Source organism: Moorena sp. SIO3H5 (assembly GCF_010692395.1).
Taxonomy (GTDB): Bacteria; Cyanobacteriota; Cyanobacteriia; order Cyanobacteriales; family Coleofasciculaceae; genus Moorena.
In genome coordinates this window covers 1-17601 of the sequence record NZ_JAAHHS010000135.1, presented here as the reverse complement: position 1 = coordinate 17601, position 17601 = coordinate 1, and the positions used below count along the sequence as shown (strand labels likewise).

The 17601-nt window shown below is 41.2% G+C and carries 13 protein-coding genes; 12 read left to right on the top strand and 1 reads right to left on the bottom strand.

From position 1 onward, the window contains the following. The 5 genes from F6K52_RS16395 to F6K52_RS16375 all read left to right on the top strand — a co-directional run. A partial coding sequence (locus F6K52_RS16395; protein WP_293079408.1) for a GDP-mannose 4,6-dehydratase occupies positions 1-753 on the top strand: 753 nt, incomplete at its 5' end. A 58-nt stretch (positions 754-811) separates the two neighbouring features. After that, positions 812-2683: a heterocyst formation ABC transporter subunit HepA gene (gene hepA / locus F6K52_RS16390; RefSeq protein ID WP_293079406.1), complete on the top strand. Its 1872-nt coding sequence runs from the start codon at positions 812-814 to the stop codon at positions 2681-2683. An 81-nt stretch (positions 2684-2764) separates the two neighbouring features. Beyond that, positions 2765-3676 carry an alpha-1,2-fucosyltransferase gene (locus F6K52_RS16385; RefSeq protein WP_293079404.1) on the top strand — a complete coding sequence of 304 codons (912 nt, stop codon included), beginning with the start codon at positions 2765-2767 and terminating at the stop codon, positions 3674-3676. 39 nt (positions 3677-3715) lie between these two features. Then, the gene (locus F6K52_RS16380; protein ID WP_293079402.1) at positions 3716-4744 is read left to right on the top strand and encodes a glycosyltransferase family 2 protein; all 1029 of its coding nucleotides are present in this window, start codon (positions 3716-3718) and stop codon (positions 4742-4744) included. A gap of 397 nt (positions 4745-5141) precedes the next feature. After that, positions 5142-5963 (top strand): putative sugar O-methyltransferase, encoded by an 822-nt coding sequence (locus tag F6K52_RS16375; protein ID WP_293079400.1) that lies wholly within the window; start codon positions 5142-5144, stop codon positions 5961-5963. A gap of 109 nt (positions 5964-6072) precedes the next feature. Here F6K52_RS16375 and F6K52_RS16370 read toward each other — a convergent pair whose 3' ends face one another. Then, a complete protein-coding gene (locus tag F6K52_RS16370; protein ID WP_293079398.1) occupies positions 6073-6297 on the bottom strand; it encodes a hypothetical protein in 225 nt (74 codons plus the stop codon). Between the two features lie 461 nt (positions 6298-6758). Here F6K52_RS16370 and F6K52_RS16365 point away from each other — a divergent pair, with 461 nt between their 5' ends. The 7 genes from F6K52_RS16365 to F6K52_RS16335 form a co-directional block, all read left to right on the top strand. After that, positions 6759-8615, top strand: a complete 1857-nt coding sequence (locus tag F6K52_RS16365) for a nuclease-related domain-containing DEAD/DEAH box helicase (RefSeq protein WP_293079396.1) — start codon at positions 6759-6761, stop codon at positions 8613-8615. Positions 8616-8916: 301 nt separating this feature from the next. After that, entirely contained in the window at positions 8917-10038 is a 1122-nt protein-coding gene (locus F6K52_RS16360; protein ID WP_293079394.1) for a glycosyltransferase family 4 protein, read from the top strand. Positions 10039-10474: 436 nt separating this feature from the next. Next, positions 10475-11617 (top strand): glycosyltransferase family 2 protein, encoded by a 1143-nt coding sequence (locus F6K52_RS16355; protein WP_293079392.1) that lies wholly within the window; start codon positions 10475-10477, stop codon positions 11615-11617. Between the two features lie 207 nt (positions 11618-11824). Then, positions 11825-12757, top strand: coding sequence for a glycosyltransferase family 2 protein (locus F6K52_RS16350; protein WP_293079390.1), 933 nt, complete (start codon positions 11825-11827; stop codon positions 12755-12757). 421 nt (positions 12758-13178) lie between these two features. Next, positions 13179-14648, top strand: coding sequence for an O-antigen ligase domain-containing protein (locus F6K52_RS16345; protein WP_293079388.1), 1470 nt, complete (start codon positions 13179-13181; stop codon positions 14646-14648). 110 nt (positions 14649-14758) lie between these two features. Continuing rightward, positions 14759-15823, top strand: coding sequence for a glycosyltransferase (locus tag F6K52_RS16340; protein ID WP_293079386.1), 1065 nt, complete (start codon positions 14759-14761; stop codon positions 15821-15823). A gap of 74 nt (positions 15824-15897) precedes the next feature. After that, positions 15898-17601, top strand: a 1704-nt coding sequence (locus tag F6K52_RS16335; protein ID WP_293079384.1) for a hypothetical protein, incomplete at its 3' end; no start/stop codon positions are given.

Below are 17601 nucleotides of genomic sequence, written 5' to 3'. Positions count from 1 at the left end.
TCCAAGATTAAACCTGACGAGTGTTATCACTTAGCTGCATCCAGTTTTGTCAGTTATTCCTTTGATGATGAATCGTCTATCTTAACCAGTAATTTTAATGGAACCCACCATTTACTGGCATCAATTAAAGAAGTGGTACCGGAGTGTCGTTTCTTTTTTGCAGGTTCTTCTGAAATGTTTGGCAGGGTGTTCCATGCCCCTCAAAATGAGCTGACTCCTTTTAATCCCCGGTCTGTGTATGGTATTTCCAAGCTAGCAAGTCATCATCTGGTGCAAAACTATCGTAACCAGTATGGTATTTTTGCTTGTACCGGGATTCTTTACAATCATGAATCCCCAAGGCGTGACTTTAAGTTTGTCACTCGCAAAATTACCTCTACTGTCGCCAAGATCAAGCTGGGGTTAGAAAATAAGCTTTATCTAGGAAATCTAGATGCTCTCAGGGACTGGGGATATGCTCCGGATTATGTCTATGCCATGTGGCTAATGCTGCAAAACCATTCTCCAGAGAATTATGTAATTGCTTCCGGAATGAATCACTCGGTTCGTGAATTAGTAGATTGTGCGTTTAGTCACGTCGGTCTTGATTATCAAGATTTTGTGGAAGTTGATCAGAGGTTTTATCGTCCGACAGAAGCAGTGCCCCTTTGTGGGGATAGCTGGAAAATTCGGGATGAGCTGAATTGGAACAGTAAAAATAATTTTCCTGATATTGTCGCGGAAATGGTGGAGAGTGATCTTAGTTTTTTTTAGTTAAACCTTGTTGAAAATCAGTATTAAACAACAATCACAATAGGTCTAAATTAAACCAGTGAGTATTCTATATAGAAGTGTTGAATTAAAGCTTATTGATTCTGTAATTAGATTTACTAAATCTACTAAGTTGTGGCAAGATAACCAATTCATATTAAGGGAATTTAAATTCCTTAAGCAAGCTGCTTTTATCGCTATTACTTTAACGATATTTGCAGCATTGCTTGAAGGCTTTGGTTTAGGATTTATTCTAAATTTTTTACAAAATATAACCGACCCTGATGCTACCCCAATCCAGACAGGAATTAACTGGATAGATATGTGGTTTCTTGGAGTAAATAGACCGCTAAATGAGAGAATTTACCGGATATCTGCTCTAATTCTGATCACAACCTGGTTGCGTTCAGCCTTTATGTTTGGTGGGCGCAGGTACAGCACAATTACTCAGATGAATTTGTTAGATAGGCTGCGCAAGAAGCTATTTGAGCAACTTCAACGGCTGAGTTTGGGTTACTTTTCTCAGACCCGTTCTGGAGCGCTAGTTTACAGTCTAACCACCGAATTAGAAAAAATTCATCAAGCGTTTGATGTGACAGCTGTTATGTTGACTAGAATTTCTATTCTAGTTGTCTATGTCATATCAATGTTCTTGCTTTCTTGGCAACTTTCCATTGCATCATTAATGCTCTTTAGCCTCATGAGTGTTGCTCTTTCTAACTTGGTTAAAAGGTTGCGAGAGACAAGTTTTGAGGTTTCCAAGGCAGGCAGTAACTTTACTTCAGTTGCTGTAGAGTTTATCAATAGCATTCGCACAGTTAAGGCATTTGCAACTCAGGACTTTGAGCGTAGACGATTCTATGACGCTAGCCAAAAATTTGCAAACATCACTATCAAATCTACTTCATTTGGGTATGCTATAGAACCGATTGCGGAAAGCGTAGCCACCACAATTTTAATCGGCATGATTATTGTAGCGTTTAGCATCTTCGTTCCTAATGGACAGATGCAGCCAGCTTCATTACTGACCTTCTTGTTTGTTTTGTTTCGTGTGATCCCGATTGTACGTCTGATTAATAATGCCAGAGGGCGTCTGGGGGAATTCACCGGACCAATGAATAACATTAAAGAGCTGCTGAGAACTGACAACAAGCCATACTTGCAGAATGGTAACGTGGAATTTTCAGGATTAGAGCGAGCCATCGAGTTTGCTTCCGTGAATTTTGGTTACGATCCCTCTAACCTGGTACTGCATGATATTACCTTAACTATCAACAAGGGAGAAACAACAGCCCTGGTCGGTGCTTCTGGTTCAGGTAAAACCACCCTTGCTGACTTAATTCCTCGATTTTATGACCCAACCGCAGGTAAAGTTATCATTGATGGCATTGACATACAAGAGTTTGAAATTAACTCTGTGCGTCGTAAGCTAGCTATTGTCAGTCAGGATACATTTATTTTCAACACCTCTGTTCGCAATAACATTGCTTATGGTTCAGAACAGGCAGATGACCTGGCAATTCGAGAAGCCGCAAAACTTGCTAATGCATTGGACTTTATCCTAGATTTGCCTGAAGGTTTTGACACGCAACTGGGTGATCGCGGAGTTCGATTATCTGGAGGTCAACGTCAACGGCTGGCCATTGCTCGTGCTTTACTGCGAGCACCAGAGATTCTGATCTTAGATGAGGCAACTAGTGCCTTAGATTCTGTGTCTGAGCGTCTGATTCAGGAGTCCTTAGAAAAACTTTCTGTAGGACGGACAGTAATTACCATTGCCCATCGCTTATCGACCATTTCCAAAGCTGATAAGGTAGTTGTTCTCGAACAGGGGCGAATTGTAGAGCAAGGAAGGTATCAAGAGTTACTCGAAAAGCGCGGTAAACTTTGGAAATATCACAAGATGCAGCATGAAGTTGGTCAAACAAATTGAAACTAGCTACTAGCCATCATCAATGTCAAATCCTAGTAATAACTATAGTTTATCCCTCGTCAATATTATCGAAAACATAACATGTTTATCATTGTTAGAAAAACAGGTCAATTAGGCAATAGGATGATGCTATTTGCAAATTTTATGGCTTTTGCAATGGAATACAACCTCAAGTTTATAAATCCTGCCTTTGATGAATATGCCGTTTTTTTTGAGGGAACCCATAAGGATTTTTTTTGTCGATACCCTGCCAAAAAATCATTTCTTAAAGGGAATAGCCTTAAACTTAAAAGAAATTTCCATAGAGTTGTTTACCATTCAAGCCGATTATTGGTTAAAGATGCTACGGACTTTAAGTTTTCAAATATAAAAATATTAAGAGATACTGGGGTACATAGAGGGGTCATTTTTGATGATCAATTTGCTAAGTATTTCAAAAAAAATCAATTAGTATTTATTCATGGATTTTGGTTTAGAAATTCTGGTCTATTTTTGAAGCATTCAGACACAATTAGAAAGTTTTTTACGCCACTAAAAAAACATACTGAAAATATTAACAAACTCGTAACTAACCTCAAAAAAACCTGTGATATTATGGTTGGTGTTCACATTAGACAGGGAGATTATAAAAAATTGCTAGGAGCAAAATATCTCTACAGCACTGATGCTTATGTGAACTTAATGAAAAAAACAGAACGTCTTTTCCCAGGAAAAAAAGTTAAATTTTTAATATGTTCAAATGTGCCCCAGGACAGAGATAAATTATCAAAATTAGATTTTGCTTTTGCCAACAACCACATTGTAGAAGATATGTACTCACTTGCTCAGTGTGACTATATCATAGGTCCCCCAAGTACCTATAACATGTGGGCTGGTTTTTATGGACGGGTACCTTTGTACTGGATTGAGGATCCCAAGGCTGACATATCGTTAGAGAGTTTTCAAATTTATGATGTGCCACTAGATGTCGCTCCAGTTTCATTTGCACAGTAATTAATTCCTTATTATAACCATAGGCAAGATAACAAGGATATGTCAAAGCATCAAGAAGGGCAAAAACCGCTAGTGAGTGTTATCATCCCCACCTATAACCGCTTGAGCTACCTCAAACAAGCAGTTGAAAGCGTACTCCAACAGACCTACAAAAATCTTGAAATTATTGTTTCTGACGATTGTAGCCCTGAGAATCCGCAAGCTATGATTGAGTCATTTCAGGATGATCGGATCCAATTCCGTCGAAACTCAAATAATCTAGGAAATGGTCCTAATGTTGCTGGGGCATTTAAACAAGCTCAGGGAAAATATGTAGCAAGTCTCAATGACGATGACCTGTGGAATCCAGACTTTTTAGAAAAGCTAGTTCCTCCCCTAGAAGCGAATCCAAATGTAGTTGTCGCTTTCTGCGACCATTATATTATAGACGCAGATGGCGTAATTAATTATGCAACTACTGAAGCACATACCAGGCTTTGGAAGCGTGACCAACTTAAAGCAGAGGTATATCAGCCGTTCTTTACGATCGGACTAGTAGACCAAGCAGTGTCTCCTGCATCCTCTGCTGTGATTCGCAGGGACAAGGTTAATTGGGATGAACTGTTGTCAGTGGGGGTCTATTGGGATTACTACCTAACCTACCTAGCTTGCCGCAATGGTGATGGCGCGTACTACTATCCAGAAAGACTAACTCGATACCGCGTGCATGAATTATCTGAAACCCATATGAGTGGGAGTGGAAACGCCAAGGCTCAGATCCGTAAAGGTAAGTCAGGTATTTTTTGCTACGAACACTTTTTAGCAGATCCTCAATTACAAAAGCATCGGAATTACTTTACCCAGAAATTAGCACAAGCCAACACAACTCTGGGTATTGGGCTGATACGGGATGGACGTGTAGCAGAAGCACGCCCCTATCTTTTTCGTGCCTTGAATCAAAGTTTTAGTCTGCGAACTGTAGCAGCTCTCATCCTCACCGTTATACCTCAACAATTAGTCAATCCTTTCGAGATATCTCCGAGACGGGAAATTATCCAACAGACAAAAGTACATTCAAAATTACATTAATAATTTCCGGAATTAAGCTGAGTATTTCGAAATCATAAAACCTCAAATAATTTCTTCACAACTCCCTAGGACAGTTAGAAATATTTGAATAATGTATAGTATTTACAATAAAGATAATAGTCAATCATGACAAAAATAGCAATCCATCCCAAATTGTAATACTAGTCAATATACTTAATAGTGGTAACCCCTGATTTACGAAAAAAAATGAATACGAAAGTGTTCAAATGCTTATATTACAAGAGATAGCATGCCTTGATTAAAGTGAGTGCCAACAAGCATTCGTTGCATTTCATTTTTACAAAAATACGACCATTAAATTCTAAAACAATTTTCAAGGTTTTTGAGTTATAAATTTACAACTTTGAGATCTAATAAAAAGGAGAAACTATAGATTATGAATAACTTAGTCAAAAAAATACTTAAAAAGATAGATTTAAGCTCGGTTCCCAGTCGCATTTCCACCAGTCTGTCAGACAATCAAGCTTACCCCCAAATATGTATCCAAGCTAGCAATGATTATAGGTTATTCAATAATTTCAGAAGAAACCCCATTTATAATCAAATTCTAGAGCATGTTTCCCGTGAAGAAGGCAATGAATATCTCCGATTAATATCTAATGAATCAGATATTTTAGCAGGGATCAATAAATTCAAATCGAACGATGATTATGGAAATCCCAGAATGTATGAATATCCTAATATAGGAATGATTGCACCATCTACTCTTCGATATATTAAAGTTCTTGCAGATCTTAAGAGGCTCTTTCAGACAGCAGACAATCTGAATATTTGTGAAATAGGTGTTGGATACGGTGGACAGTGTCGAGTTATCAATGCCTATTATAAGCCCGCTACATATTGCTTAGTTGACATCGAGCCAGCTCTGTCTCTTGCTCAAATATTTTTGGATAATTACATTCTTCATTCAGTATTAACTTATAATACGATGAACAAATTAGGACAGAGAGACTATGATTTAGTCATAAGTAATTATGCCTTTACAGAACTTCCACGAACGATACAGGATATCTATTTGAATAAAGTCATTTTTAACTCAAAGAGAGGTTATATAACCTATAATGAAATCACACCCCAGGAATTCAACTCTTACAAATCAGATGAACTGATTAAAATGATTCCTGGCTCCAAAATCTTAAAAGAAGAACCACTTACGCATCCAAAGAACTGCATAATAGTATGGGGAGTAAATGTTTAACCTGTCACTGAGATGAACCCATTGATGGGGTTGATATAGCCAGGTGTTCAAGGCATTGTAGAGGCGGAAGTTTTTTTCACAGTATTCCGATGATTAGAGTGGTATCAATTCATAGAATGCTGGCTCCCTCTACATGGATGTAAATTTCCTCAATCCTTGTCAGCCATACAAAGCGCGAGTGGGGGAAACCACGGCAGTTGCTCATGGTTTGTTCGCGTTCGCCTTTGGCGTGGCCTACGGCCAAGCGTCGCCAAAGGCGATAGTTACCGTAAGATAGTGGAGCCTTGTCTTGATGCAGTCGCTCATGGGGGAAACCCCCAAGACCGCGCTGCATCGCTATTAACAAATATTTAACCCTTTTCTGCATAACCTGCTAACTATAAAGGCTCCACAATAAACAGGTTTCGTCTCCGGGGGGAGACCCCCAAGACCGCGTTGCCTCCCCAAAACCGCGCTGCATCGCTTCTATGATAAGCGTTTGAAGATTTCACGCTATTACTTTTGTCAGTCAACCAGGAATCTACCTATAGTCCTTATGATTTCTCTAAGGTTTAAATTAGGATTGCCATATCAGGTATTTATACCAAATACAATTCTCACAACCCCTTTATAAAAATTGACCAAATCCAGTTCCATCGTCAATAATATAGGCCATTAAAATAAAATGGTGATGAGAACCATATTGACTATAATTTCTAAAGCAGAGATATCATAAAATCAATCTCTTCACTTTTTACCTCTGGCAATTCATTATCTATGTTGGTAATAGAAACATAAATTCCAAGGAATCTGTCAATGGCATTAATCGTTCCAGATGCAATCCCCTCAAAAGCAAGCAGTGGAGAAAAGCGACTATTCAAAATCCTCAGAGATGAACTCCCCGATGATTGTCATGTATGGTATGAACCCAACATAAACAAACTCTACCCCGATTTCATTATTCTCGGACCGACATTGGGACTATTAATCCTGGAGGTGAAAGCTTGGAAAGCTAGCCAAATTCTACGGGCAAGTGATCCAAACTTTAAAATTAAACGAATGAATGGACGGATTGAAACTCAACAATCCCCATTGAGACAGGGCAAGGGTTATCGGGATACATTGCTTAATAAACTCAAAAGTTACTCAATTCTCTGTCAAGATGAGGAGGACTATCAAGGAAAGTTAGCCTTTCCCATTGGATTTGGTGCGATAATGACTAATATCTCTGAAGCCAAAGCCAGAAATGAAAACATCTACTCAATTCTGGAGAAGCCTCAAGTTGTCTACACAGATGAATTGCTCGAATGGGATGGTATCGGTGAACGGGCTTTGATGAAGCGATTAGAGGATATGTTCACTGTTCGGTTTAAGTTTATGGGTTTGGAAGATGACCAAATTAGCACTATCAAGGGTGTCATTCATCCTGAAGTTGTTGTCAATAAAGAACCTGCAACAATTAAAAGTGTGCCCTCTGGATTTACCCTCAAACCCGATGCAACTGTAATCAAAACTCTGGACAATAAACAGGAACAGTTGGCTCGTTCTCTTGGCCATGGTCATCGATTGTTCTGTGGCGTAGTGGGGTCAGGCAAAACTATAATCTTACTTAGTCGCGCCAAGTATCTCGCTGGGGAAAACTTCAACAAACGAGTCCTAATTCTGTGCTTCAACAAAACATTAGCAGCCTACTTGCGATCGCTTATCGAAGAAGAAAACAATCCCCTCTATCAAGAACGGATTCGAGTTATACACTTCCACGCTTGGGCTAAATCCATCATGGGCCGATTACCCAATTTCAAAGATTACAACTCAGAAGAAGAATCTAACGAGGTGTTAGCTGATCTCCTTTTGGAAGCCCTATCTGATATTCCCACAGAAGAAAAATGGGATGCTGTACTTGTTGATGAAGCTCACACCTTCTATCCCAATTGGTTTAGGTGTTGCAAAGAGGCACTCAAAGACCCAGATAATGGTGACTTGCTTATCGTTTCGGATAAAAGTCAAAGTATCTACAAACGCCAAAAGTTCACCTGGAAGTCAGTCGGAATCAAGGCAAAGGGCAGAGTTAAGAAACTCAAGGACAACTATCGAAACACCAAAGAAATCTTATCCGCCGCTTGGGATTTAGTTCAGTCATTCTCGATTAAAGAAGATGGAGAAGAAACCTTTCCCGTTGTTAAACCCTCTGCTGCACTCCGCCAGGGCAAACGTCCAACTCTGTATCTGTGTGAGAGTCGAATGGCAGAAGTTGAAAATGCGATCGCACAAATTCAGCAACTCACCACTCAAGGCTACCAACCCCAAGACATCGCTATCATCTATCGGTATTTGAAAGACTACGAAAAGGAACCGTTTAGCTTTCTGACTCAACAGTTAGAATCGGGCTTGGGCTACTATTGGGTCTGTAAAGACAATAAAAACAAGGAGAATTACAGCATCCGTCATCCAGGAGTAAGACTGATTACCGCCAAGTCTTCCCTCGGTCTGGAGTTCAAAGCCGTGATTCTTCTGTGGGTGCAGCAGTTTGGCGTGGGAGATGAAGCCGAGGCTAGACGGGAACTTTACGTTTCAATGACTCGCGCTCAAGATATCCTGCATTTGTTTGGGTCGGGTCAGTTTAAGTTTTTGAAAGGCTTGCAAGAATGCGATCACTTAGATGTTGTAAGCTGAGATTTTCCTAGAACAAATCATCCTAATGGCTGACCCCACCATTTCCATACTCTTTGTTAAAAAGTAATTTCCATCGCTGAATTAACGCCTGTTCTAACGGCTGTCGTGCCTTTCTCTCAACCGGAGTATCCCAGCAAAACGCGGTATTCACAAAGGTTTTTAACTCATACTGGTGGTTAAGGATGATGTAGTCTTAAGGATTTCTCACCAAAAGGGGTATGAGAACCGGATTTAGTATTAAAGACTTCTGCCAAGGATGCACTAGTCAGAGTTTTCGATAATTTTTACAGGATAGCTACTCATGAAACTCTGTATCGTTACCCACAAAGTCATGAAAAATGATGGCCAAGGTCGAGTCAACTATGAAGTTGCCAAAGAAGCCATTCGTCGCGGTCATCAGGTCACCTTATTAGCCAGTCATGTCGCCCCAGAACTCCAGCAGAGTAATCAGGTAAACTGGATTTTGATTCCAGTTAAAAGGTGGCCAACAGCACTAATTCGTCATCTGGTATTTTCCTGGCGGAGTGGGAATTGGTTAAATCAACACCGTAGTCAGCTGGAATTAGTAAAGGTTAACGGGTCCATTACCAGAGCTGGCTCAGATGTGAATGCTGTACATTTTGTCCACAGTTCTTGGTTGCGATCGCCTGCCCATACTTCTCGGCTACGTCGGGATTTGTATGGTCTTTACCAGTGGCTAGTTACAACCTTGAATGCCCATTGGGAAAAAAAATCCTTCCGTCAGGCAAAAGTAGTAGTCGCAGTTTCCGGAAAGGTCAAGAAAGAATTAGTAGACATTGGTGTACCCCCTGAATCCATTCAGGTGATTGTCAATGGTGTTGACTTACAAGAATTTTATCCCGGTGTGGCTGACCGCAAACAATTGGGTCTTCCTGAGGGAGTGCCTTTAGCATTTTTTGCTGGGGATATCCGAACACCTCGCAAGAACTTGGATACAATTCTGCACGCCTTAGTCCAAGTGCCTGAGTTACACCTAGCTGTTGCTGGCATCACAGAAGGTAGTCCTTATCCTCAGCTAGCCGCAAGCCTAAATGTCAGCGAACGGGTACATTTTCTCGGGTACCGACGTGACCTCCCTGAGATCATGCGAGCCGTAGATTTATTTGTCTTTCCATCCCGTTATGAAGCCTGCACACTAGTGCTCCTAGAAGCAATGGCTTCAGGTTTGCCAGTCATTACCGCCAGCACAGCCGGGGGGGCTGAATTGGTTACTCCAGCCTGCGGAGTGGTTTTGTCTGACCCCAACGATACCCAGGCTTTGGCAAAAGAGCTAAGCTTTTTGGTTAGTAATCCTGAAAAAAGGAAACAGATGAGCCAAGCTGCACCAATGATAGCCGCCCAATACAGTTGGGAAAAGATGGCACAAAGCTATGTGGATTTATTTGAAGAACTGATCAAGTAGTCTAAATTTAATGTTTCGCAAAGGGAGCAGGGAGCAGGGAGCAGGGAGCAGGGAATATGGCATCAAAAATTATCACAATTCCTAAACGGCTCCCTATTGTAATTGATTGGTTTTTGTTGAATGTTGACTGTTGACTGTCAACGGCTAACAGTAGTACCGACTATGGTCGATAAGTGCTCTTTAAGGGATTATTTTATTCTCTGGCAAGATAAAAAGGTGATAGTAGACTATTTGTCTGGTAAATCAGGACTATTGAAACAATTTGTTAAAAATTTTTTAATCAAGAAATAACCCGATCGAGCCTTTTTTGGGAAACTAACCGGATCGCTATTTGTTGCTGTTGAATAAAAAATTAGCACTCTTGAATCACGAAAATTTAATAGTTATTACGATTATTTGATTGTAACATAACTTTCGTATAGAGGAACTATTCCTGATGAAGGACATGAAAGCAGGGAGCATCCCATTTTGGCAAATCTATCTGTTCTATCTTTTGATTTGGGCGGTAGAATCACGATCATACAGCTTAATGCGGTATGTTTGGTCCAAAGTGGTATGTTCCCTGAAACCAGTTGCTATTTGCATCCCTACCTATAATCAAGCCCAGTACTTATGGGAGTCAGTGGGTAGCGCTTGTGGTCAAACCTATCCCAATGTGGAAGTTTGGGTGTCAGACGACGCTAGCACTGATGAAACCCCTGAGGTGATGGCAGAACTATGCCAGCAGTTTCCTCAAGTACGGTACTATCGGCAGCCTAAAAACCTAGGTATGGCAGCTAACAACAATTGCGTTTTGAAACAGCCAAACACTGAATTTATTGTTCGTTTGGATTCAGATGATGCCCTGTTACCCAACTATGTAGAAACGTTACTACCCCTGCTAGAGAACCATCCAGAGGCTGGTTATGCCCATAGTGCTGTGCAGGAAATTGATGAACGCAGTCAGAATCGAGCTGTGCGACGTATTGCAAGACAGCACGAGTTTCAGAGCGCAGACGAATCACTACTAGCCGCAGTTTTTGGCGTAAAAGTAGCTGCGAATATCGCTATGTTTCGGGCTGAAACGTTGCCAGCAGTTAGGTTTTATGAAGATAGTCCCGATTTTGTACAGGACTATAACATGTGGGTCAGAATGGCAGATGTGGGTTATGGTAACGTTTATGCCAATGATATATTAGCCTGTTATCGGGTTTGGACTGATGCTAAAAATCTACGTCCTAAGCGCAAAAATATTGAATTAAAAGGATGTATTCGGGTTTTTGAAGACAGTATTTTCCCTGCTTTTAAGCGACGGGGTTGGGATACAAAAGTGATTGATCAGCAGCGTCGTAAACTGGCCTTAAGACACACAGCATACTGTTATCGTCCACTGTTCAATGAGGTAGAACGCACGGAGCTTATTGCTCTCTTGAAAGAGTTAGGAGATTCACCAGCTTTGCGATTTCGCATGTTCTTATCGAAATTGGGCTTTCGTGCTGTCTTTGAATGGACAATTTCTATGGAATTACGGTTGAAAGGTATGGTGAAAGGCTGGTTAAGTAGTCTACAGAATTATTTACGGTCTCAAACAGCAGGATAGTAATCTGTTTAGAATTTAGAATTTAGAATTTAGAATTTAGAATTTAGAATTATGCCTTCACCATTCTTCATTCTTCATTCTTCATTCTTCATTCTTCATTCTTCATTCTTCATTCTTCATTCTTCATTCTGACAAACAACCTTGGCCAAAAGGCCACGCGTGCGCGTTCAACCTTCCAACCTTTAACCTAACTCAACCGTAGAATAAATGAGAATCACTGTTATAGTCCCCACCTATCGCCGTCCAAAAGACTTAGAACGGTGTTTAGAGGCTCTGGAGAAGCAAACTCGACCAGCGGATGAGGTCTTGGTAATTGTAAGGAATACTGATTCTGAAACTTGGGCGTTTCTTGAAGCATTCAACCCTGAGGTTTTACCCATGCGTCCTGTTACATTAAGCATTCCGGGGCAGGTGGCCGCTCTCAACGCAGGTCTTGATAGAGCACAGGGAGATATTATTGCCATTACCGATGATGATGCTGCTCCCCGTGGCAATTGGTTAGCTGATATTGAAACTCATTTTCTGTCAGATCACCGGATCGGGGGTGTCGGTGGACGGGATTGGGTACATCTGGGTAACTACCTGGAAAATGGAGCTAGAGAACGAGTGGGTCGAGTGCAATGGTATGGACGGGTGATTGGTAATCACCACCTGGGGGTAGGTTTACCTCGGGAGGTGGATGTCCTCAAAGGAGCTAACATGAGCTATCGACGAACTGCTATATCGGGCTTGCGCTTTGATCAGCGTCTGCGAGGGAGGGGAGCTCAAGTCCATAATGATCTCGGGTTTAGTCTAGCCCTAAGAAAAGCTGGTTGGAAGCTGATTTATGACCCAGGGGTAGCAGTAGACCACTATCCAGCACAGCGTTTTGATGAGGATCAGCGAGATATAGTTTTTAGCGATACTGCCCTGATTAATGCGGCACATAATGAAACTATAGTTTTGTTAGATTACTTGCCTGTTCTACAACGGATTATATTTATAGTTTGGTCAACATTGGTGGGAACGCAAATTAAACCCGGTTTCCTACAATGTTTGCGGTCTTTCCCCAAGGAAGGACTTTTAGCAGGACAAAAGTGGTTTGCTTCTTTGCGTGGACGTTGGCAAGGTTGGTTGAGCTGGAAAAAGTGCTTAGGCTAGCAAAAGGAATGGTTGAAAGGTTTGGGGTGAATAATCTCTGGGTTTTAGGGAGCAGGGAGCAGGGAGCAGGGAGCAAGAAATAAAATTAAAATGTATTTCACGGTTAATAATAAACGCTATACTAACTAATTTATACTAATTAATAACTAATCTATCATCTATCATAGATAGCATTTAAAAATGCATTTTAAAAAACACTATAAATTTGCTGTTTATTACCAATAATTACTAGATAATCTCTTGCCTTTTGCCTTTTGCCTTTTGACTTTTGCCTTTTGCTTCTTGCCTCTTGCCTCTTGCCTCTTGCCTCTTGCCTAAAACCTAAAACCTAAAACCTAAAACCTAAAACCTAAAACCTAAAACCTAGAACTTTTTACCTCACCCAATTTAAAACTGCTGTGTATCTAATCCCTAACACCTAATGACAAAAGGAATTCCTATCAAACTAGAACCAGCGCCTGCTTGGGCAGCCATCCTGTTATTTGTTGTGATTACAATACTGGGCATTATTGCTGGTGCTGGCAGCATTCTGCGTATTCTGTTGCCTGTGGTAGGGTTTGCCGTGGGCCTTTTTCTGTATCGACGGTATCCTGTCCTCTATTTAGGTTTTATGTGGTGGCTATGGTTTCTGATGCCGTTGGTTCGTCGTTTAATTGACTATCGCAGTAACTGGGTTAATCCGAGTCCAGTATTACTAGTAGCGCCTATGGTGACATGGATTACTGTGGATACCTTTGTAAAATACCTTCCTAGAGCTTATAAACAGGGGGGTTTGCCTTTTATTTTGGGATTCACCAGTATTTTGTATGGCTTTATTATTGGTCTGATTAAAAGCACTCCTATTTTCGCTATTCGAGGACTGATCGACTGGTTCACCCCGATTCTTTTAGGTTTCTACTTATTTATAAATTGGCGAGATTATCCTCGCTATCGCCAAAACATTCAGCGCACATTTCTCTGGGGTGTATTGGTGATGGGAGTCTATGGCTTAGTGCAATATGTGATCGCACCGGAGTGGGATCGATTTTGGTTGATTAACGCCAGAATGTTCTCGATGGGAAATCCCGAACCGTTCGGTATTCGTTTGTGGAGCACTATGAATTCCACTGGACCGTTTGCCGCAACCATGATGGTGGGTTTACTGTTGTTATTTAATAATAACAGTCCTTTACGTATTCCTGCTTCCATAGCTGGTTATTTGTCTTTTCTACTAACGTTATCACGGACGATGTGGGCAAGCTGGTTCTTTGGACTGGCTTCTCTGACCAGTTCACTCAAACCCAAAATCCAGATGCGGATAATTATTTCTATCCTGGTCATGGCAATATGTATCGTGCCGTTAACCACTATTGAGCCATTCTCGGAGGTAATTGGTAGTCGTTTGGCAACATTTTCTGACCTTGGAAATGATCACAGCGCGGAAGCTAGACAACAAATCTATGAAGAGAGTCTTGGCAAAGCTCTTTCTATGGCTTTAGGTAATGGGATTGGAAATACATTCACTATCGAACAAGGGGAACTCCGAAGCGTTGTGATTGACAGTGGCATTTTAGATATGTTTTTTACATTAGGCTGGTTTGGAACTCTCCCATATATGTGTGGATTGCTCCTGCTGGTATATAGTGTGTTTCAATATCCTGAGATTCGCCGTGATTCGTTCATGAGTACTGCTCGTGCTATTGGTTTGAGTAATTTAATCGGGCTACCGATTGGTAGCGCCATGCTTGGTGTTGGGGGATGTTATATTTGGGGATTTTTGGGTCTAACGATGGCAGCACATAAGTATCACCAGCATCAAAATAAGCTTTCTTATGAAATGGAAAGTATTGCTGAAGTGAAGACTGCTAAAGATAAGAATTATGAAAATTTTCTGATCAATGGCACTGACTGAAGAATAACAGAAGTAGGAGATGGAAAGGAACAGCCGGATGTTTCAACTACCAATTCCTAACTAACTTATAGGTCAAATATGGCGGTGCTTTCCTTTTTGGGAGATGTTTGATGCGTATACTCCATATCTTAAACCATATTAAACAAAGTGGTAATGGTATTGTCAATGTAGCAATTGACGTTGCCTGTGAGCAAGCGAAAGCCGGTCATGAGGTTGGTATTGCCTCTGCTGGCGGGGCATATGAAACATTGCTAAGGGCTTATGGCGTCACTCACTTTGAACTGGATCAGACCCGAAAACCGTTGCATCTGCTCAAGGCTGCTGGGCGTTATCGAGGGATAATCGCAGAATTTCAGCCAGATATTGTCCATGGACACATGATGACGGGAGTAGTCCTAGCTCGGTTTCTACGGGGTTCCGCAAAATATAAGCTAGTATCCCATATTCACAATGTTTACCAACGTAGCTCAATAGTGATGGGATTGGCTGAACGGGTGATTTCTGTGAGTGATGCGGTAGCAACGTCGATGTCTAAGCAGGGTATTCCCATGGGGAAAATGCCTGTGATCAAGAATCGCACTCTAGGCAGTCCTAGATTACCTGCAATAGAAACCTGCATTCCTAAAGCTTTGGAACATCCAGCTATTGTCACCGTAGCTGGCATGAACCGACGTAAGGGAATTACTGAGTTAATTAGCGCTTTTGAGCAGGTCGCTAAGGGTTGTCCTAAGGCACATTTGTACTTAGTCGGAGATGGTCCCGACCGTCAAATGTTTGAAACTCAAGCTGCAGCATCGTCAGTTGCTGATCGTATCCACTTCGAGGGTTTTCAGAAAAATCCCCAAGCTTACATGATGGCAGCGGATGTTTTTGTCCTAGCTTCACACCGTGAGTCTTTCCCTCTGGTTTTGATGGAAGCACGACAGGTGGGTTGTCCGATTGTTGCTACTAGCGTTGATGGTGTTCCCGAAGCACTAGATTACGGTAAGGCAGGAGTGCTAGTTCCTCCTAAAAATGCGATCGCACTAGCAGATCAGATCGAGATGCTTCTGGCTAGTCCGTCTGAACAAGATAGATTAAGACGTGCAGCACACCAAAACATTGAGGATCTAACCCTCACCACTATGGTAGAGAAGATTACTGCTGTTTATCATCAGCTTCTAAAACGTTCCTAAGGAAGCTTTACGGCTAGCTACCCCAGGTTGCAGACTCCAGTCTTTTAAATAGTTTCGAGTTCAGGGAAAAAACTATGTCAATACGTATCCCCGAATGGCAATATGCTGCGATTGTTCCTGTGATCGCTGTTTTGGTAATTATTGCCCATTCTGTGATTAGCAACAATGACACTATAACTGCTGAATCCAACCCAAGCCTTGGCTTGACTTACACTACCTCTTGGATCGGTAATACCTATGGTCCTGGAGGTGAGCTTCCCGGCAAGGGAAAACATGTCCAGCTATCGATGTTAGGGATGGCTGTAAGTCCCGATGGTACGGTTTATGGTAATGCTCCCTGGGATGAAGCTGGTAGAGAAGGGGGGGTTTATAAAAATGGTGATGTTCTTGGTCAACTAGATGCTACCCATGGCTGGGGACGATCCGGGGGAACTGCGATCGCAGTGAATGATAACTATATTTACATGGCGATGACACAAAAGGGTCGCTATGGCGTAGGATATCCCAATTCTGATGATAAATGGTATTGTGTTCGTCGCTATAACATAAGTAATTATAAAGGAGCAAAATTTAAGGGGGGTAATGGCTATGATAGTAGTATCTTGATTATCAATACCAATCAAGGTTTGATTCGGGGAATTGCAGCAGATAATAGTCGCTTATATGTTAGTGATACTCCTAACAATAAAATCAAAGTTTATGATGCCCAGACCATGAAACCGGTTAAAGAATGGTCAGTGAATCAACCGGGTAAGTTAGCCTTAGATAAAACTGGCTCCTTGTGGGTTATCCAAAACAAGACAAATAATATTATTAAGTTAAATACAGAAACGGGTCAAGTCCAAGGTAAAATTGATTCTGTTCGCATCCCTACAGCTATTGTTGTGGATAATCAAAATCGCCTATTAGTAGGAGATGGTGGACCTGATAACCAGATTAAAATCTTTAAAAATATAGACAGCAGTAATAATCCAACTCCTGATGGAACCTTTGGTGTTAAAGGGGGAATCTACAGCGGAAGTCCTCAGGAAATTGGAAAAATCAGACCCTTACATTTTAATTCAATTACTGGGATTGGAGTCGATCAGGATAATAATATTTATGTCGCCAGTGATCCCAGTCGGATTTACGCTTGGGAAGCAGGTGGATTAACCCTGGATAGCTACAAACTGGATGGCACTCTCAATTGGAAATTGCAAGGTCTCTTATTTATTGATATTCCTGATATTGATCCAGCGGATGAAACTGTTGTTCATACGAAAAATCAACAGTTTAAACTAGATTACAGTAAATCATCAGGTCAAGAATGGACTCATGTCGCCCATACCGTTAATCCCTTTAAGTATCCTAATGATAATCGGATTAAGAAGACTATCAAGCATAATGCTGGTGCTATGATTCGCCGGGTTAAGGGTCGGAAGCTGATGTTTACTAATAGTATGTATACCGAGTCAGCTGGTATCCATGTTTATCGGTTTAATCCGGAAACTGATGGAGAAGTCGCTATTCCCACTGCTTCATTTTGGGGAAGTCAATTCGATTATCGCTATTGGCAAGATAAAAACGGTAATGGACAAGAGGAACAGGCTGAACAAGGTCAATATAATCAAGGACAAAATTATCGGGGGTGGGCATTTTGGCCGGATGATGATGGTAATATCTGGATAGGTACATCAACAAACGGGATTAAAAAACTATCCTTTAAAGGGTTTGATTCCTACGGCAGCCCGATTTACGATATTAACAATCAACAATCCTTTGACATGCCAAAGGAATTA